This window comes from Natronoarchaeum philippinense (assembly GCF_900215575.1).
GTDB lineage: Archaea > Halobacteriota > Halobacteria > Halobacteriales > Natronoarchaeaceae > Natronoarchaeum > Natronoarchaeum philippinense.
The window spans coordinates 313091-329908 of sequence record NZ_OBEJ01000002.1; the positions used below are offsets into that span (position 1 = coordinate 313091).

Annotated in this window: 18 protein-coding genes; 8 read left to right on the plus strand and 10 right to left on the minus strand. The window is 66.0% G+C overall.

Annotation, left to right across the window (positions count from 1 at the left end):
• Window position 1: 1 nt before the first annotated feature.
• From CRO01_RS08405 to CRO01_RS08415, 3 genes are read right to left on the minus strand one after another with little or no spacing between them, the layout of a single operon-like run.
• Window positions 2-913 (minus strand): carbohydrate ABC transporter permease, encoded by a 912-nt coding sequence (locus CRO01_RS08405; protein WP_179747438.1) that lies wholly within the window; start codon window positions 911-913, stop codon window positions 2-4.
• A 4-nt stretch (window positions 914-917) separates the two neighbouring features.
• Window positions 918-1808 carry a carbohydrate ABC transporter permease gene (locus CRO01_RS08410; protein WP_097008685.1) on the minus strand — a complete coding sequence of 297 codons (891 nt, stop codon included), beginning with the start codon at window positions 1806-1808 and terminating at the stop codon, window positions 918-920.
• 23 nt (window positions 1809-1831) lie between these two features.
• Window positions 1832-3148, minus strand: a complete 1317-nt coding sequence (locus tag CRO01_RS08415; protein WP_097008686.1) for an ABC transporter substrate-binding protein — start codon at window positions 3146-3148, stop codon at window positions 1832-1834.
• Window positions 3149-3454: 306 nt separating this feature from the next.
• On the opposite strand from CRO01_RS08415, the gene CRO01_RS08420 reads away from it, so the two are divergent.
• From CRO01_RS08420 to CRO01_RS08430, 3 genes are read left to right on the plus strand one after another with little or no spacing between them, the layout of a single operon-like run.
• A complete protein-coding gene (locus CRO01_RS08420) occupies window positions 3455-4549 on the plus strand; it encodes a TrmB family transcriptional regulator (RefSeq protein ID WP_097008687.1) in 1095 nt (364 codons plus the stop codon).
• The gene (locus tag CRO01_RS08425) at window positions 4550-5362 is read left to right on the plus strand and encodes a sugar phosphate isomerase/epimerase family protein (RefSeq protein ID WP_097008688.1); all 813 of its coding nucleotides are present in this window, start codon (window positions 4550-4552) and stop codon (window positions 5360-5362) included. It abuts the gene before it with no gap.
• Window positions 5359-6375 carry an NAD(P)-dependent oxidoreductase gene (locus CRO01_RS08430; RefSeq protein ID WP_097008689.1) on the plus strand — a complete coding sequence of 339 codons (1017 nt, stop codon included), beginning with the start codon at window positions 5359-5361 and terminating at the stop codon, window positions 6373-6375. The genes CRO01_RS08425 and CRO01_RS08430 overlap by 4 nt, the downstream gene beginning before the upstream one ends.
• A 9-nt stretch (window positions 6376-6384) precedes the next feature.
• Here CRO01_RS08430 and CRO01_RS08435 read toward each other — a convergent pair whose 3' ends face one another.
• On the minus strand, window positions 6385-6978 hold the full coding sequence (locus CRO01_RS08435; RefSeq protein ID WP_097008690.1) for a riboflavin synthase: 594 nt from the start codon (window positions 6976-6978) through the stop codon (window positions 6385-6387).
• A gap of 226 nt (window positions 6979-7204) precedes the next feature.
• Here CRO01_RS08435 and CRO01_RS08440 point away from each other — a divergent pair, with 226 nt between their 5' ends.
• Window positions 7205-7573: a hypothetical protein gene (locus CRO01_RS08440; protein WP_097008691.1), complete on the plus strand. Its 369-nt coding sequence runs from the start codon at window positions 7205-7207 to the stop codon at window positions 7571-7573.
• 33 nt (window positions 7574-7606) lie between these two features.
• On the opposite strand, the gene CRO01_RS08445 is transcribed toward CRO01_RS08440, so the two are convergent.
• From CRO01_RS08445 to CRO01_RS08455, 3 genes are all read right to left on the minus strand, one after another.
• Window positions 7607-7846 (minus strand): DUF6684 family protein, encoded by a 240-nt coding sequence (locus tag CRO01_RS08445; protein ID WP_097008692.1) that lies wholly within the window; start codon window positions 7844-7846, stop codon window positions 7607-7609.
• A gap of 57 nt (window positions 7847-7903) precedes the next feature.
• A complete protein-coding gene (locus CRO01_RS08450) occupies window positions 7904-8284 on the minus strand; it encodes a CopD family protein (protein WP_218839163.1) in 381 nt (126 codons plus the stop codon).
• Window positions 8285-8408: 124 nt separating this feature from the next.
• On the minus strand, window positions 8409-9470 hold the full coding sequence (locus CRO01_RS08455; RefSeq protein ID WP_097008693.1) for a hypothetical protein: 1062 nt from the start codon (window positions 9468-9470) through the stop codon (window positions 8409-8411).
• 273 nt (window positions 9471-9743) lie between these two features.
• On the opposite strand from CRO01_RS08455, the gene CRO01_RS08460 reads away from it, so the two are divergent.
• From CRO01_RS08460 to CRO01_RS08475, 4 genes are all read left to right on the plus strand, one after another.
• Complete coding sequence (locus tag CRO01_RS08460) at window positions 9744-11327, plus strand: hypothetical protein (protein WP_143824942.1); 1584 nt, start codon at window positions 9744-9746, stop codon at window positions 11325-11327.
• Window positions 11328-11412: 85 nt separating this feature from the next.
• A complete protein-coding gene (locus tag CRO01_RS08465; RefSeq protein WP_097008695.1) occupies window positions 11413-11658 on the plus strand; it encodes a glutaredoxin family protein in 246 nt (81 codons plus the stop codon).
• 66 nt (window positions 11659-11724) lie between these two features.
• Window positions 11725-13539 (plus strand): MutS-related protein, encoded by a 1815-nt coding sequence (locus CRO01_RS08470; protein WP_097008696.1) that lies wholly within the window; start codon window positions 11725-11727, stop codon window positions 13537-13539.
• 106 nt (window positions 13540-13645) lie between these two features.
• Window positions 13646-13840, plus strand: coding sequence for a cold-shock protein (locus CRO01_RS08475; RefSeq protein WP_097008697.1), 195 nt, complete (start codon window positions 13646-13648; stop codon window positions 13838-13840).
• A 199-nt stretch (window positions 13841-14039) separates the two neighbouring features.
• On the opposite strand, the gene CRO01_RS08480 is transcribed toward CRO01_RS08475, so the two are convergent.
• The 3 genes from CRO01_RS08480 to kdgK1 all read right to left on the minus strand — a co-directional run bounded on the left by CRO01_RS08480 (window position 14040) and on the right by kdgK1 (window position 16713).
• Window positions 14040-14306 (minus strand): helix-turn-helix transcriptional regulator, encoded by a 267-nt coding sequence (locus CRO01_RS08480; protein WP_097008698.1) that lies wholly within the window; start codon window positions 14304-14306, stop codon window positions 14040-14042.
• A gap of 120 nt (window positions 14307-14426) precedes the next feature.
• Window positions 14427-15542, minus strand: coding sequence for a PGF-CTERM sorting domain-containing protein (locus CRO01_RS08485; protein WP_097008699.1), 1116 nt, complete (start codon window positions 15540-15542; stop codon window positions 14427-14429).
• A gap of 217 nt (window positions 15543-15759) precedes the next feature.
• Window positions 15760-16713 (minus strand): bifunctional 2-dehydro-3-deoxygluconokinase/2-dehydro-3-deoxygalactonokinase, encoded by a 954-nt coding sequence (gene kdgK1, locus CRO01_RS08490; protein WP_097008700.1) that lies wholly within the window; start codon window positions 16711-16713, stop codon window positions 15760-15762.
• Window positions 16714-16818: the final 105 nt, after the last annotated feature.

A 16818-nucleotide genomic window follows, 5' to 3' on the forward strand; every position in this document is an offset into this window, starting at 1 on the left:
GTTATCCCTCCACCGCCCCGAAGGTCAGGCCTTCGACCATGTACTTTTCGAGGTAGGTGAACATCACGATCAGGGGGACGCTGGTCAGCAGCGACGCCGCCATGATCTGGCCCCAGACCTGCCGGAAGCTCGAGGACAGCGCCTCGATGCCGATCGGCAGGGTGAACACGCTCTGGGACTGCAGGAAGATGCTGGCGAACAGGTACTCGTTCCACGCGATCATGAACGTGAAGAAGAACACGGCCACGATCGCGGGCGCCGACAGCGGCAGCGTGATTTTGAAGATCACTTCCAGCCGCGAGTAGCCGTCCATGATCGCCGCCTCCTCGATCTCCTCGGGGATCGACCGGAAGTAGTTACCCAGCATGTACAGCGACACCGGCAGCGTCTGGACCAGGTACGTGATGAACAGGCTCGCCAGCGAGTCGACGAAGCCCAGCCAGACGACGACTTGGAACATCGGGACGACCAGCAGGATGCCCGAGAACATGTACACCATCAGGACGCCCCGAGAGATGATGCCGCGCCCGCGGTAGTCGAGTCGGGCGAAGCTGTAGGCGCCGAACGTGGCGACGATCACGGACGCCCCGGCGGTCGTCGTGGCGATGACGAAGCTGTTCTTGAAGTACGTCAGGAACGGGAACGTCTCCGGTCCGAAGACGGTCTTGTAGTGCGTGAACGTGATGTCGTTCGGGATCAGCGTCGGCGGCAGCGAGTACAGGCTCGACTCGGGCAGCAGGCTCGCCACGGCCATGTAGTAGAACGGGAACAGGGTGAGAAACAGCGTCAGCCCCATCGCCACGTAGAACACGACCCGTTCTGCCAGCGACGTTTCGAGCTTATTCTCGCCCAGACCGAGCGCGGTCTTGAACGAATCGACGACGTGTCGGAATGTGGATTGTTTCGTGCTCATCGTATCACCAGTCCAGCGCCCAGGCGACGTACACGAGGACGAACACGATGAGTGCCAGGAACAGCACCATCGAGATCGCGGCCGCCTGCCCGTGCTGGTAGTTTGCGAACGCTACTTGGTACGCGTAGATCGGCAGCGTCTCGACCCGTCTGGTCAACAGCCAGATGTCGGCGAACTTGTTGAAGTTCCAGATCCAGCGCAGCAGGAACACCGTCGCCAGAATGTACTTGAGTTCCGAGAGGGTGATGTCCTTGAACTGCGCGAACTTCGAGGCGCCGTCGATCTTGGCTGCCTCGTACATGTCGTTGGGGATCGCCTGCACACGCGCGATCAACATCAGGAACGCGAACGGGAAGTACCGCCACGCGTCGATGAAGACGACCGTCCAGATCGCCGTGTCGCCGTTGCTCAACAGGTCGATGCTGCCGGCGTACAGTCCAAGCACGTCACTTGCGACGAACGGGACGACGCCGTACAGCGGGTCGAGCATGAATCGCCAGACGAACGCGACCGAGATTAGGGGGGCGACGTAGGGCAACAGCACCATCCCGCGGAGGTAGCGCCGACCGCGGAACGAGCGGTTGAACAGCAATGCCGTCCCCAGCCCACCAAGCGTCGCCAAGGTCGTGCTAAAGAACGTGAACACGATCGTCGTCCGGAGGGCAGACCAGAACGCGCTGTTGTTCAACAGCTCGGTGTAGTGGCCCAGTCCGATCCACTCGGGCGACTCGGTCGGGCTGAGCGGCACGACCGTGAAGCTAAGGTAGACGTTGTACAGCACCGGGTAGAGGATCACGGCACCGATCAGCAACAGCGCGGGAGCGATCAGCGCGTAGCCCAGCAGCGCCTCCTTCTCTTCGATCGTTCGCTCGCCGCTACGATTGAGTGTGACCATTGTGCGAAATAACTACGAAAGTGTTAGTTGATGACGTTGCGCATCTGGTCGGCAACGTCGGTGGCGACCGTCTCGGCGTCCTCGCCCTCCGAGACGCGCCGGACGGCCTGTGCGACGAGGCTGCGGTTCGTGATCTCGCCGAACGCGGGGATCATCTGGCCGTCGACGTAGCCGAAGCGCTCGATGTTGTCGAACGCGCCCGAGATGTCTTCGAGGGTGTCTTGGCCCCACGCCTGCAGCGTCTCGTTGTCGCGGTAGGCCTCGCTCTGGGCGGTCGAGCTGAGGACGGGGTTCATCCCGCCGGGCGCCATGTGCAGGAAGTCGACGTACTGCTCGCCGGTGAGAACGTGCTCGATGAACGCCTCGGCCGTCTCGCGATCGGCGTCGGACGCCGAGTCGAGGATGTTGAACAGGACGAGCTGACCGAACGAGCTGCGGCGCTCGCGCTCGATGTAGGGTGCGAAGGAGGTGTTGGCGGCCATCCCGTCGGTGTTGCTGGCGATGTCGCCCATGATGTACGAGGAGTACATGATCATGTGGCACTGCTCGTTGAGGTAGGTGTTGTTGGCCGTCTCGAACGTGTCGGCGCCCGGCGGGCTGTACTGGGCCAGCGAGCCGTAGAAGTCGAGCGCCTCGATCATCTCTTGGCTGTCGAAGACGATTTCCCCGTCGGCGTTGAGCACTCGCGCGCCGTTCGACCGGGCGTACGGCGTGAAACACTGGCGCGCGAACGGCGTCTCGTCGGAGCCGACGACGATGCCGTACTGGTCGTTGTCCGGGTCGTGCAGCGTTTCGGCCGCTTCGAGAATGGAGTCCCACGTCGTCGGCGCGGACAGGCCGGCGTCGTCGAACGCGCTCTGGCGATACCAAAAGCCTTGCACCCAACCGTGGGCGGGCACCGCGAGCAGGTTCCCGTCCGAGGAGGTCGCCAGCGATATCGCCCCGTCAGCGAAGTCGTCCCGGCCGATGCTCTCGACGACCGCCTGCGCGGACTCGGTCGACAGCAGCCCCTCGCTTCCGAGGTTCTGCATCGGGTCGAGACCCCACTCGCCGAAGGCGGGAAGCGTCCCGGACGCTCGCGCCGAGGAGATCTGGGTCGGCAGGTCGCCCTCTTCGACGGCGATCATGTCGATCGAGTCCTCCGAATCCGATTCGAAGCTGTCGATCAGGCTCGATAGCACGTCCTGTCGGTCCTGCTCGACCTGCGTCGTCCAGTACGTCGCCCCCTCACTGTCGCTGCCGCCGCCGCCGAGACATCCTGCGAGGCTGCCAGCAGCCATCGCCGCACCGATTCCTTGCAGCACAGTCCGCCGGTTGCGCCCCGTGTTCGGGTCTGTCATGGTAGTCCATCCTAGTATGGGTGGAACATACCACTTAAGTTTTTCCCATGCTCTGTTAACTCCAGTTACTACTCAATAGACGGGCGTTAGAGCCGCTATAAGCCACGATATGCGCCGTTTCGATGTTTCGGCGCCGCCGGATAACGTGTTACTCCGGCACCAATCTGCTGTATACCGGGGAGGATGGTGCCTGCAAAATATATAAGTATTTGCTTTGGAGTATCTACCATAGTGAAGACCACTACCCTCCCGCACAGGACGGCGCCCGACACAGAAACCAACTCGCTCGACGGTCATCCCTAACCCATGGACGAGCAGGAACTACGCGCGGGCCTGCAGGAAGCCGGGCTCTCCCAGTACGAGGCCGACGCCTACCTCGCCGTGCTGGAGCGAGGCACCGCTCCTGCGGTCAAGATCGCCGAGCAGACCGGCATCCCCAAGTCACGGATCTACGACGTGCTCGAAGATCTCGAACGCGAGGACTACGTCGAGACGTTCGAACAGGATTCAGCGCTGTCGGCCCGTCCACGCGATCCCTCCGAAGTGATGGCCGACCTGCAACAGCGCGCCAATCGACTCGCCACGACCGCCGAGGCGATCGAAGACCGGTGGGAGCGCCCGGAGATCAGCGGTCACAAGATCACCATCGTCAAGCGCTTCGATTCGGTGATCGAGCAGTTCCGGGCCGCCGCCGAGGAGGCGACCAACCGCATCCAGATCGCGGTCTCACCCTCGCAGTTCGAGGCCGTCCGGCCGGCGCTTGCCGACGCGGTCGACCGCGGCGTCTTCGTGAAACTCACACTCGCAACGGGGCTGGAAGACCCCCACGCCGTCGAAGACATCGCTTTCGCCGATGTCGCAACCGAGGCCCGCCACCGAACGCTGCCGGCGCCGTTTACCGCGCTCGTCGACCGGACACACACCTTCTTCTCCTCGGAATCGCATCCAAGCGACCAGTACGGGATCATCATCGACGATCAGACGCTGACCTACGTGTTCCATTGGTACTTCCAGAGCGCGCTCTGGGGGACGTGGCAGCCGGTGTACGACGCGGTCGACGACGGCATCAAGCGCGAGTACGTCGACATCCGCGAGTGCGTCCAAGACATCGCGCCGATCGTCAACGACGGGACGACGATCCCGGCCACCGTCAACGGCTTCGACATCCGAACCGGCGAAGAGGTGACGCTGTCGGGTGAAATCACCGAGATCATCTCGGCAGGGATGCCCGACACCGACGGCTCGCTGACGCTGACCCAGTTGGCCGGACAAGCAACGCTCGTGCTCGAATCCGACGGCCGCGAGTACGGCATCGGCGGGCGCGGCGCGACGCTCGAAGACGTCGAGGCGAGGCGGATCGTGCTCGACCCGCCGGAATCGCTCTCCGATGGGGGGACCTGAATGCGCTACGGCCTCAACCAGAGCGGCTTCCCGGCCGACGATCTGGCCGAGACGTGTTCGATCCTCGCCGCTGCGGGCTACGACGGCATCGAACCGAACGTCGAGCGCGACGGTCAGCTGACGACCGAATCGGGGCGACAGGAGGTCGCCGGCATCGTCGACGCCCACGACCTGACCGTCCCCGCGATCTCGACGATCAGCCACTGGGAGTACCCCTTATCGAGCGCCGACGAGGTGCGACGCCGGATCGGCGTGGAGATCGCACGCGACATGATCGACGCCGCGGCGGCGCTCGACGCCGAGGACGTGCTGATCGTTCCGGCGGTGGTCGACGACGGCGCGAGCTACGACGCCGACTACGAGCGCGCCGTCCAGTCGGTCCGGGAACTCGCCGGCTACGCCGCCGACCGCGGCGTCGCGGTCGCCGTCGAAAACGTCCAGAACAACTTCCTGCCCTCGCCCGACGAGTTCGCGGCGTTTCTGGACGACGTTGAAGACGCCGGACCGATCGGGGCGTACGTCGATGTCGGCAACGCCCTGCGTTCGGGGCTGCCGAGCCGGTGGTTGAGAACGCTCGACGACCGAATCTCGAAAATTCACGTCAAAGACTGGCTCGTCGACCACCACCGCGTGACCTACCCTCCACAGGGCGACGTTGATTGGGCGCGCGTGCTCGACGCCGTCGACGCAATCGAGTACGACGGCTGGATCACCGCCGAGGTGCCGCCGTATCCCTCCTTCCCCGAGCGCATGCCCGCGGACGTGCTCGATACCATGCGGTTCCTCTTCGAGGACGGCGGTGATCGCCGATGACGAAAGCGATCGTCGTCGGCCCGCTGTTCGAGGACGTCTGGCCGCTGGCGGCCGATCACCTCCGAGAACTATGGGCCGAGCGCGGCCCCGTCGAGTTCCGGCGGCTCGACGAGACGCCCGACCGGCTTCTCGACGCCGTCGACGAGCCGGGCGACGTGACCGAACTCGCCGCACTGGGCGTCCCCGTCACCGAAGACGACGCCGATGCCCTGACCGCGCTGGAGTCGGCGTTCGTGATGACCGACTCGATGTACGGCGTCGACGCCGACGCCCACGAACTCCTCGCCGAGCGCGGCGTCGCCGTCCACGACCACACCGACGAGGGCTTTTGGGCGCAGTCGGTCGCCGAGTTCGGGCTGGGGCTGACGATCGACGCGCTCCGACAGATTCCCCAGAAGCACGCCGAGATGGTCGAGAGCCACGAGCCGTGGGACCTCGACAAACTCGACAACGAGGTGCCCGGCGCCAACGGCCACCAGTTCGCCGACGATCCGGCGTTTACGAACGGCACCGTCGCCGGCACCCGTGTTCGGGTGGCCGGCGTCGGCAACATCGGGAGCACGTACGCCGACGCCGTCGGCTCGCTCGGCGCGGACGTGGCGGCTTACGACCCCTACGCCGACGAGCCCTGCTTCCACCGGACGGGGGCCGACCGAGTCTGGTCGCTAGAGGAACTCGTCGCGGACGCCGAAGTGTTCGCGCCGACGGTGCCCCTGACCGACGCCACGGAGGGGCTGATCACCGCCGACCACGTCCACGCGCTGCCGGAGGGCTGCGTCGTCGTCCTGATAACGCGCGCCGGTGTAATCGACATGGACGCCGTCCGCGAGCGCGTGCTCGCCGACGAGATCGCGCTGGCCGCCGACGTGTGGGACGAAGAACCATTATCGCTCGACGACCCGCTGCTCGATCGGCACAACGTCGTCCACACGCCCCACATCGCGGGCCGGACGCGCGACGCCAACGAGTCGTGGGCCGAGCGCCTCGACGCCCACTTCCGGGCGGCCGAGTGAGCGGGCGGCTTACGCCCGACCGAGCATCATCTGTCGATCGACGTACGTTGCGACTGGGTCTGGTTCGAGATGGACCGGATCGCCGCGGCTCTTCTCGGAGAGCGTCGTCAGCTCGCGCGTCTCGGGAATCACCGCCACGGCGAACCGATCGCCCGCCAGCTCCGAGACGGTCAGGCTCGCACCGTCGACGGCCACGGCGCCTTTCTCCGCGAGGTACGGCGCGAAGCCGTCGGGAATCGAAAATTCGTAGCGCCACCCCGTACCGATGTCCTCGGTGGCGGCGACCTCGCTCGTCGCGGTGACCGTCCCGCCGACGAGGTGGCCGTCGATCGATTCGCCGAGCGCGAGCGGGGACTCCAGATTGACTTGGGCACCGATCGGAAGCTCCGCGAGATACGTCCGTTCGACCGTCTCGGTCGAGAGGAACGCCTCGAACCAACCGTCGCCGGCGCGGTCGGCGGTGAGACAGACACCGCTGACGCTCACGCTGTCCCCTAGCTCCGGATCGACCAGTCCGTTCGTGTCGATTCGCAACCGATGTCCCTCGCCGTCGGCCGTCGATGCTTCGATTCGTCCCGTTCCGGAAACCAGTCCTGCGTACATTGCGGCTCGACCGTGCCTCCGTTTTAACATTACTGTTATGATTCTCATATTTGTTATAGAATGGAGTGAGACGGCGGCGATGCTGTCAGAGAGTGCCGCGAGCGAGAAACAGCGACGATGAACGGACGCAAACGAAGCTAAACGAAGCTCCACTGGCGTTAATCCGAGACGACCGACTCGACCATTCACGGTCGTCCTCGCCGTACCGTCGGCCGGTGATTTCGAAATGAGACCGCCACTCGTCGCATCGGAACCGCTCGCGTGGCTGTTGAGCCTGCTCGTCGGCGGCGTCGCGATGTACGCCGCCGCGCGTTACGTCTATCGAGACTACGACGGCGGCGATAGCTTCGAGCGGGCGCTCGTCACGGCACTGGTCTGTGCGCTCGTCTGGGCCGTCCTCGGCGTCGTGCCGCTGTTGGGGACGCTGCTGGCCTTCGTGGGGTGGCTCGCCGTCGTCCGCTGGCGCTACCCCGGCGGCTGGCTCGACGCGGCCATGACCGCGGTCGTCGCTTGGGCCGCCGCGGTCGTCTTACTGGCCGCGCTGGAGCTGATCGGTATTCGGACGCTCTCGGCGCTCGGCATCCCGGCGGTCTAACGACAAAGGCCGCCGTCGTGCCGGTTGCGTTGTTCAAGGCTCGTCCCGCGAGATGACCTTCGCGCTCTGGTACGTGATCAGCACCAGCACGAGCGCCGTAAACAGCAGGTGGCCGTACATGATCAGCGTCGGAATGGTGTTGTCGGGGCCGAATCGCGGTCCCCACGGCGTCACGACGGTAAACAGCAGGATGAACACCACGAGCATCACGAGGGGAATGACGTTGACCGTCACGTCGAGGATCGTCTCCCGGTCCAGCGGTTGCTCGACCATACCGGAGACTACGACGGACGCGACCAAAACCGACGGGGGAGCGAAAAGGAGCGCGAGTTAGATCAGGCCCGAAGACAGGATGCCGGCGATCGTCAGCAGCGCAAAGCCGACGACCGACGCCGCGCGGAACCACGTCTCGGTCTCGTCGGCCGGCGCGCGGACGCGCTGGGCCTGCAGACCGTCTTCGAGGCGCCGCGTCGTCATCTCCAGCAGCCCGGTCAGCACCAGCCACAGGGCGACCATCGTCAGCACGAGGTGGCCACGACCGGTACTGAACAACCCACTGGCCGTGTAGAAACTCGACGCCATCAGACTGCCCGAGAGCAACAGCAACAGCGAACTCACGCGCGTGATCGTCGTCAGCGTTCCCGAGGCCCGCTCGACGGCTTCGGGTTCGAGGAGTCCGTCTTTCGCCATCGGGATGACGGATGCTGTCATAAATACGACGCTACCCACCCAGACGGCGGCGAATATCGTGTGAATAGTGACCGCCGCCGCGTCGACCAGAGTCATGCGGGTGATGTGGGTGCTGGGGGGTTTTCAGGTTTGCTTTTGGCACCCGTTAGAGACAGTCGGGACAGACCAGATCGACTCGGCGGTCGTCGCTGGCCTCGGTCGTCGTCTCCAAGGCTTGCACCGAGTGGGAACTGCCACAGACCGCACAGTCCGCGCGAGCCCCGGCGACCATCGAGTCTAACCCGATCTCGGTCAGCCCGTTGGGGCCGGTAAAGAGGTTATCGACGCGCTCGTCGACGCTTTGGACCGCGCCGCCGTCGCTGGCCATCTCGTCAGCGAGTTCGGCCGGTAAGTCGGCGCTACCGGGGCCGAGATCGAGTCCGATCGACTCGTCGGCGTCGGTCGGGTTGTCGTCTGGTTGCCGACTGCCGGCTGTCGCCGACCGGCTGTCGGCGTCGTCGGCCGCGTCGGCATCCGATGCTGTGCCGACCAGTTCGCTCGGCGAGAGCATCTCTCGCTCGGCGGCGTCGACCCGCCGCTCGACTTTCTCTAGTGCCTCGCTGAAAAACTCCGTGGCGAGGTCGCCCGGCAGCGCCGACCCGCCGTACACATCGTCGACCAATTGTTGGCGGAGCTGTTCGGGCGTCGTTCCCTCGCGGGCCGCCAGCGCCGAGAGGGCGGCGTTCTCGCGCTCGGCGCGCGTTTCGGCGTCGGTCTCGGCCACGTACCGACGAACGACCAGCGGGAGCAAGCGCTGGGTCGCCTCGGTCGAGGACCAGTCGGTCGGGAACACGCTGTCGATCACGTCGACGAGTTCGGCCGACGGCTCGGTGACACCGCTGTCGGCCGCCTGCGTTTCGGCGTCGCCGGCGGCAGTCCGAGCTTCGGCGTCGCTGTCGGCCTGTTCGACCTCGGTAGATGAGGGCTGTCGTTCGACGCCACCGGACGGTGCTGCCTGAGTCGGAGCGACCCCGGCGTCGGCGCTTGCTGTCGACTGCCCGCGCTGGCGCTGCTCGGCGAGGTCACAGACGACGCTCAGACACTCTTGGACCGATGTGGGCTCGTAGCCGCGGTGCTCGCGGAAGATCGCCTCGACGCGGTCGTACAGCGCTCCCGGGAGCCGGGCCTCCACGTACTCGTCCCCTCCCGATGGCTCGTCCCGCTCCATGCTTTCCCGTTCTATATTCCACGCACAAATAAATTCCTGTCCTAATCAATTTACATTCCTAATTTCTGAAGACGTATAGAAAGTGCCGTTGTCTCTCTATTTTGTCATAAAATCGTATAATTGAAATGTCCGGTCGTCGAACACACCTCGTGGAAATCCATTCGTGATGTTACACGTTCGCCGTGCGGGCGGTGATTCACCGTGATCGACTCGTCCGCCCTCCGACGGTATCGCTTGATCGCCCTGACGGAGGTCCGACGGGGAACTCGCGCGATGCTGGAACGAAAGACCCAGCTCGTGTTGCTCGGCTTCGCCGGGCTCATGATGCTGCTTCCGCTGGGACTGTTCACGTTCTTCTCGTTCCAGCTCGGCGTTGACCTCCGGACGGGCGCGGACATTCCGGAGTTTATCGGAGCGCCGCAAGTACGCAGCGCCGTCGCGCTGGCGTGGCTCGCCGTCTCCGCGTTCGTCACCATGCGGACGGTCAACTATCGCGGCGACCCTGACGCCCCCGCCGGCTTGCTCACCACCGTGCCGGTGTTCGACGCCGTCGTCGGCTTCCTGCTCGCTGAGGCTGTCGTCGTCGGTGCGTGGGCCGCGCTGCCGATGCTCGTCTTCGCGGGAAGTCTCGCCGTCGGCGCCCACGCCGCCGCTCCCGTGCTCGCGCTTCCGGTCGTCGGTGCGGTCGTGCTCGCGTGGGCCGTTCCGGTCGGATTTCTCGTCGGCATCGTCGTCCGCCACGCGCTGTTGACGGTCGACCCGATCGCCAGCAACAGGACCGCACTCATCATCGTCGCCATGGTGGCGTACTTCGGGTTGCTGATGACCGACGCCTTCGGCGTGATCGTGTCGGCGATCTTCCCGTTTCTGGCGGCGCTCCCAGTCGGCTGGATCGGGGACCTGCTAGTGCTCGACCTCCCGAGGATCACCGCTGCGCCGGTCCGGATACTCGGCTCGGTTGCGATCACCGCAGTCGTCGTCCCCGTGCTGGTCACCGCGAGCGCACGCGTCGCCGAGGCCCACTGGCTCGCAGACGGCGTGATCGAGGGCGACGACGACTCGGATGCCGACACCGTGGTCGGTGACTCGGCCATCGATCGCATCGCCGACCTGCTACCGGACGGCGTCGGCCGTCCCACCCGGTCGGTCGTTCGGGCGGTCGTCGTCCGGGCTCGCCGGTCGCCAGTCCAGTTGCTGTATCTCATCTATCCGCTGTTCGCCGCGTTCCCGGTTGCACAGGACATCTACACGGCGGGATCGATTCCGGGATACTTGCCTTGGCTGCTGCCCGTCTTCGTGATCTGGGCGGCCGGCGCGGCGTTCACGCTGAACGTGCTCGGCGAGCAAGGCTCGACGATGCCGGTCGTCTTGAGTGCGCCCTCGGGCCCGCGACACGTCCTACTGGGCAACGTCGGCGCCGGCGTCCTCCTCGGGCTGGTTCCTGGGGCCGCCATCGCCGTTATCGTCGGGCTCCTCGGACCGACCGGCGTCCCGCAGGCGGTCGCGCTCGGCGTCCTGACCGCGGTCGGCGTCGTGGGCGCGAACATGATGGCGACGGGAATCGGCGTCGCATTCCCCCGCTTTGGCACGGTGCAGGTGATGAACAACCGCGAGGCGATCGCACCGAGCAAGTCCGCCTTCGCCATCTTCACGCTGCTGGTCCTCCCCTTCGGCCCGATCTGCTGGCTGCTCGTCTCGGCCGGCGGCCCGGGAGCGCTCGTCGACGCGCTCGGCCTCACGACGCCGGCGGTCGCCGTCCGCGCGGTCGCCGCCGCCGTCTTGCTCGCTTGGCTCGCCGTCGCGGCAGGGTCGATGCGGTACGCGCTCGACCGGATCGGAACGTACACTCTCGAATAGGGCCTGCGCGCCGGCGCCCCCGCTCGGTAGGGCGCCGTTCTCCGCCGTCGTGAACGATTAGTAGCTCACGGCCCAACCCAACGCTATGAGCGTCACGCTGTACCAGCTCGATGGCTGTCCGTTCTGCGAGAAAGTCGCCGACCGTCTCGACGAGGTCGGTGCGGAGTACGACACGATCTGGGTCGACGCGATGCACTCCGACCGCAACGAGGTAAAGCGCGTCTCTGGCCAGCGCGGCGTCCCGGTGCTGGTCGACGAGGACCGCGGCGTCACGATGCCCGAATCCGAGAACATCCTCTCGTTCGTCGATCGGACCTACGCCGAGTCGTAGGCCGGGACGCTCGCTGGCCGTTCCGGGACCACAGCACTCATAGCCCGCGGGTGGGACCCACACGCTATGCGACTGGAGGAGTACTGGGGTGTCGGCCCGAAGACGCGGGAGCGACTGACCGACGCGCTCGGCGTCGAAGCCGCCGTCGAGGCGATCGAGGGCGGCGATATCCGCGCTTTGGCGGATGCGGGCCTCTCCCGCGGCCGCGCCACGCGCATCCTGCGGCGAGCCAACGGCGGCGAGGGCATGGACGTGCTGGCGACCGGCGACGCCCGCGACGTGTACCGCGAACTGCTCGATCTGATTCAATCGCACGCCGTCACCCGGCAGGCCGCCGACCGGATTCGCGTGCTGACGCCGCTGCTCGACACCGCGGCGATGAACGAGCGCCTCGACGAGGTCGCGGCGGTCAGAGCCGTCTGGACCGCGCTCGGCGATGGCGACCGCGAGCGCGTGCTCGACGCGTTCGAGCGCTACGACGAGGCCGGCGGCGGCGAACGCCCGGCCGTCGGCGCCGCGCTCGCCCTGCTCGACGCCGGCGTCGTCGCCGAAAACGAACGTCCCGACTCGCCGTTCGCTCCCCTCGCCGAACTGGACCGGGACGCCGTCGCCGAGGCCGCCGACGCGCTGGGCGGACTGGACGACGGCCGCGTCGTCGAGGGCGTCGACGACGAACTCGACGACCTGCGCGAATCGCTCGCCGCGGCCGACCGGCTGGAGGCGAACGCGCTCGACGTCATCGAGCAACTGCGCGACGACGGCGTCCACGACAGCGACGAGTTCCGCGACGCCTTCCTCGAACACGTTCGCTCGGAAGCCGGCGTCACCGTCGACCGCGTCCGGGACGCCATGCCGGGCGACGCCGTCGACGCGACCGACTTCGCCGGGACGACGCTGCGCGCGCTCTCGAACGATCTCCGGGAGTCCGTCTCGACCCGCGAGGAACTGGTCGCCAGCGACCTCCGAGGCACGATCGCCGACGCCCGCGAAGATGTCGACGCCGCCGTCGCCGCGGTCGACGACATCGCGTTCTATCTCTCGCTGGCTCGTTTCGCCGAGGCCAACGACCTCGTCCGACCGAGCTACGTCGAGGGCGACCGGGACGCCGTCGCGGCCGTCGCGGCGCGCAACCTCTCCTTGCTCGCCGGCGAGGAGGATCGCGTCCAGCCCGTCACCTACGCCGTCGGCGAACACGACCTCGGCGAGGTCGATCCGGCCGCGGGGATGGACGGCCGCGAGACGCCGACGCCGCCCGACGAAGATCGTGTGGCGGTCGTCACCGGCGCGAACAGCGGCGGGAAGACGACGCTGTTGGAGACGCTCTGTCAGATCGTCCTGCTGGCCCAGATGGGACTCCCCGTCCCGGCCGAGCGCGCCGAGGTGTCGGTGTTCGACGCCGTCGTCTTCCATCGCCGGCACGCCAGCTTCAACGCCGGCGTCCTCGAATCGACGCTGCGCTCGATCGTGCCACCCGTCTCGGCGGGCGAGCGCACCCTGATGCTCGTCGACGAGTTCGAGGCGATCACCGAGCCGGGCAGCGCTGCAGACCTGCTTCACGGCCTCGTCACGCTGACGGTCGAGCGCGCCGCGCTGGGCGCGTTCGTCACCCACCTCGCCGACGACCTCGAACCCTTGCCCGACACCGCCCGCGTCGACGGCATCTTCGCCGAGGGGCTCTCGCCGGACCTCGATCTACTGGTGGACTACCAGCCCCGCTTTGGCACGGTCGGACGGTCGACGCCGGAGTTCATCGTCTCGCGGCTCGTGGCCGGCGCCGACGACCGTTCGGAGCGGGCCGCCTTCGAGACGCTCGCGGAAGCCGTCGGACAAGACGTAGTCCAGCGGACGCTGGCGGACGCGCGCTGGAGTCCCTCGGACTGAGCAGCGGCGTCTGTCCGAGCGCAACTTCGAGCGCCGTGTCACCGTCTCTCCCGGCAAAATCTGTTACGAAGGCCTTATCCCTGTGGTGTCCGTTCGATAGGTTGCAATGGCGAAAGGCGAAGTTGACTTCTTCAACGACACTGGCGGCTACGGTTTCATCTCGACGGACGACGCGGACGACGACGTGTTCTTCCACATGGAAGACGTTGGCGGCCCGGACCTCGAGGAAGGTACCGAGATCGAATTCGACATCGAACAGGCCCCCAAGGGCCCCCGGGCGACCAACGTCGAGCGCCTCTAAGGCGGTCTGACGCGGTTTACCCTACTACTATTCCAATTTTCGCGGACTGCTACCGACGATTAGCGACGCCGACTGCTGACCAGCGATGCCAATCGACGCGCAGTGTCGGCGCTGTTCGGCACGACGATCACAGTGTTGACAGACGCGTCGCTACGAAACGAACTGTCAGTAGAAACGGGACGGCGTCGAGTCGCGGAGGTTAGATCGCCGCCGCTTCGGCGTCGACCTCGGCCTCGGCGTCGGCGTTCTGCAGCGAGTAGATTTTCTGGCGAGCGTCGGCGAGATAGACGCGCTGGTCGATCAGCCCCTCCTCGTCGAGATCAGATAGCGCGTGCCGGACGGTGCGAGGCGACAGCATCGTCTCCTCTGCCAGCTCTTGTTGTGTCAGTTCTCCGTCGTGTTCCAGCACCTTGTACACGAGTTTGGCGCTCGGCGGACACTCCGACAGAACCTCTCGATCAGTCATGCGCTCTTTTTTATGCGGTGATCCATCAAAAGCCCCCTGCGGTCGTGTTCGGGTTACGCACGAGCGTCGTGGGACGCTGAGAAAGAAATCCGCTATCGTGGTGTCACCGACTCGCTACGTTTACGTCCGGCGCGCGAGGCCGACGGCTCCGAGCAGCGCGACCAGTGCCGGCAGGACGCCGAAGCCGGGCAGGCCGTCCGAACTATCGCTTCCGTCGCCGCCGCTCATCGTCACTTCGCGCTCCGAGAAGTGGTCGATGCCGACCAGCACCGTCGCGGACGCGCTGGTCTCGCTGACGACCATGTAGCGCGGCTCGTTACCGATCGCACCTTCGAGTTCCGAGTAGCTCTCGGCTTTGACGGCCGCGTTGCCGTCGACAGCGACATCCAGATCGTCGACGCTACCGATAGCCTCCTTCGAAACGGTCATCGCCACGATCTTGCCTTGGCTCTGGGCGCGGTCGACCGTCATCGTCACTTCGTTGGAGGCGCTCTGGCTGGCCTCGACGGTGGCCGCCTGATAGGCGACCGCGGAACTGGTGATTTCGCCGCCGCGCTCGGTCACGTACGCCTCGGCGGCCATCGTGCCGTTGGCAACGTACTCCTCGATCTGCTGGTCAGCGTCGCTCTGGGAGTCCGAATGGGTCCGCAAGACGAGCTTGGCGTCCCCGGACAGCGACGCCGCGACGTTGCCCGCGTCGTTGGTCGTCACTTCGCCGTCACCCGCGACGATGACGGACCCCGTGCTCCCGTTTTCGGTTTCGATCACCAGTTGGGAGTCGCTTTGCTGCTCGACGGTCGCGCCGTCGGGCACGTCTATCTGGACGTACTGGGATCCGTCACCCGCGTCGACGACGAGATGGCCGTGCTCGTTGTCGTGGGCGCGGACCGTGGACGATCCGCTGGTTTCGACGGTCACGGTCGCCGACGACTGCGCACCCAGCGATGTCGACGTGCCCTGTAAGCTCGTCACCGCCGAGAGACGAACGTCGGCGTCGACTCCGAGCCGACTCTCGTAGGCGCTCTGGGATTCGACGGAGACGTTCTCGGCGAACAGCTCGCCGTCGACCGCGTAGTCAGTGATCGCAGACCCGTTAGTTTGGAACGATACGTGGGCGCCGGTGTACGCCTCGGCACTCTGCGTGCTCGCGGCGGCGTTCGTCGACGCCGCTGCAGCCGGAAGCGCCGTGGCTGTCACCAACAACAGTGCCATCGTCACTGCGACGGCTCGTTTCATGCCGTCCGGTCCGTGCCCGTGTGTTCCGGATATATTTTCTGGCTTCGTGTGGACTCAGCTAGACGTTCGGGCGGATGTAGCGCTCATAGTTGCTCATCGGTGGCCATCTCTATACAGTGTGAATGACTCTCGACCCCGTCGTACTGGGGGTATCTGAGCGGTCGTGTAGCCAGCGCGACAAACACCAAAATAAACCGTGAGAGACTGTGCGTGGCGCTCAGCGCGACACGTCGTCGAACTCCTCGCCCATCACCGACTCGACCTCGCGCTTGGTGACCGTGGCAACGTCGCCCGAAATCGTGCGCTTGAGCGACGCCGTCGCCGCCGCGTAGTCCATCGCGCGCGGAACGTCGTCGCCCGCCAGTCGTCGGGCGAGGAAGGCGCCGACGAACGCGTCGCCGGTGCCGATCGGATCGAACGTGTCGGCCTCGTAGACGCCCTGCTCGTGGACCGTGTTGTCGTGGCAGGCCAGCGCGCCGTGCTCGCCGTGGGTGACGACCGCGGTCTGGAGATCGAACTTCGAGACGAGGTGGTGGGCCAACTGGCGCGCTTCGCCGTCCCAGTCGAGGATGCGCTCGGCGTCCTTGTGGGCGAAGATCAGCACGTCGACCGCCGGGAACAGCCGCATGAGGGTGTTCCGAGCTTCCGAAGGCGACCAGAGCTTCGATCGGTAGTTCACGTCGAAGGAAGTCGTCGTATCGGCGTCCTTGGCGACTTTCAGTAGCTTCGCCGTCGTCTCGGCGAGCTGGTTCGACAGCGCCGGGGTGATGCCCGTGGTGTGGAACGCGCGGGCGTCCCGGATCTCTTGGACGTTCAACTCCTCGGCGCGGGCCGACTGGACGGCGGCGTCGTCGCGGTCGTAAATGACGTTCGTTCCGCGGGGTTTGCCGCCGTACTCCAGATAGTAGGTGCCCTGCCGCCCCTCGTTCGACCACGACACGTCGACGCCGATGCCGTGCTGGCGCAAGTCGGCGACGACCTTCCGACCGAGCGGCGAGTCCGGGAGCTTCGAGAGCCACGTCGAACTCGCGCCGAGTCGATCGGCGGCGACGGCGACGTTGCTCTCGGCACCCGCCGCGCGAAACTCCACGTCGGTGGCCGTCTCGATGCGCTCGCCTTTCGGCGGCGAGAGCCGCAGCATCGTCTCGCCGAACGTGACCAGATCGCTCATCGAACCCCTCCGTCGGCGTCGCCGAGCGCCCCGCAGACGCCCGAACGCGCGCTGCTCGAAATCATAGTTCGCCAATCGAACGGCGGCGACATAAGTTCCCTCATT

What these genes read in the sequence shown, in the direction of transcription:
- CRO01_RS08435 (WP_097008690.1), bottom strand. Translation starts at nt 6,978, where the DNA reads ATGTACGCAGGACTGGTTTCCGGAACGGGACGAATCGAAGCATCGACG.
- CRO01_RS08445 (WP_097008692.1), bottom strand. Translation starts at nt 7,846, where the DNA reads ATGGTCGAGCAACCGCTGGACCGGGAGACGATCCTCGACGTGACGGTC.
- CRO01_RS08460 (WP_143824942.1), top strand. Translation starts at nt 9,744, where the DNA reads ATGCTGGAACGAAAGACCCAGCTCGTGTTGCTCGGCTTCGCCGGGCTC.
- CRO01_RS08405 (WP_179747438.1), bottom strand. Translation starts at nt 913, where the DNA reads ATGAGCACGAAACAATCCACATTCCGACACGTCGTCGATTCGTTCAAG.
- CRO01_RS08440 (WP_097008691.1), top strand. Translation starts at nt 7,205, where the DNA reads ATGAGACCGCCACTCGTCGCATCGGAACCGCTCGCGTGGCTGTTGAGC.
- CRO01_RS08485 (WP_097008699.1), bottom strand. Translation starts at nt 15,542, where the DNA reads ATGAAACGAGCCGTCGCAGTGACGATGGCACTGTTGTTGGTGACAGCC.
- kdgK1 (WP_097008700.1), bottom strand. Translation starts at nt 16,713, where the DNA reads ATGAGCGATCTGGTCACGTTCGGCGAGACGATGCTGCGGCTCTCGCCG.
- CRO01_RS08480 (WP_097008698.1), bottom strand. Translation starts at nt 14,306, where the DNA reads ATGACTGATCGAGAGGTTCTGTCGGAGTGTCCGCCGAGCGCCAAACTC.
- CRO01_RS08415 (WP_097008686.1), bottom strand. Translation starts at nt 3,148, where the DNA reads ATGACAGACCCGAACACGGGGCGCAACCGGCGGACTGTGCTGCAAGGA.
- CRO01_RS08410 (WP_097008685.1), bottom strand. Translation starts at nt 1,808, where the DNA reads ATGGTCACACTCAATCGTAGCGGCGAGCGAACGATCGAAGAGAAGGAG.
- CRO01_RS08430 (WP_097008689.1), top strand. Translation starts at nt 5,359, where the DNA reads ATGACGAAAGCGATCGTCGTCGGCCCGCTGTTCGAGGACGTCTGGCCG.
- CRO01_RS08455 (WP_097008693.1), bottom strand. Translation starts at nt 9,470, where the DNA reads ATGGAGCGGGACGAGCCATCGGGAGGGGACGAGTACGTGGAGGCCCGG.
- CRO01_RS08475 (WP_097008697.1), top strand. Translation starts at nt 13,646, where the DNA reads ATGGCGAAAGGCGAAGTTGACTTCTTCAACGACACTGGCGGCTACGGT.
- CRO01_RS08420 (WP_097008687.1), top strand. Translation starts at nt 3,455, where the DNA reads ATGGACGAGCAGGAACTACGCGCGGGCCTGCAGGAAGCCGGGCTCTCC.
- CRO01_RS08465 (WP_097008695.1), top strand. Translation starts at nt 11,413, where the DNA reads ATGAGCGTCACGCTGTACCAGCTCGATGGCTGTCCGTTCTGCGAGAAA.
- CRO01_RS08450 (WP_218839163.1), bottom strand. Translation starts at nt 8,284, where the DNA reads ATGACAGCATCCGTCATCCCGATGGCGAAAGACGGACTCCTCGAACCC.
- CRO01_RS08425 (WP_097008688.1), top strand. Translation starts at nt 4,550, where the DNA reads ATGCGCTACGGCCTCAACCAGAGCGGCTTCCCGGCCGACGATCTGGCC.
- CRO01_RS08470 (WP_097008696.1), top strand. Translation starts at nt 11,725, where the DNA reads ATGCGACTGGAGGAGTACTGGGGTGTCGGCCCGAAGACGCGGGAGCGA.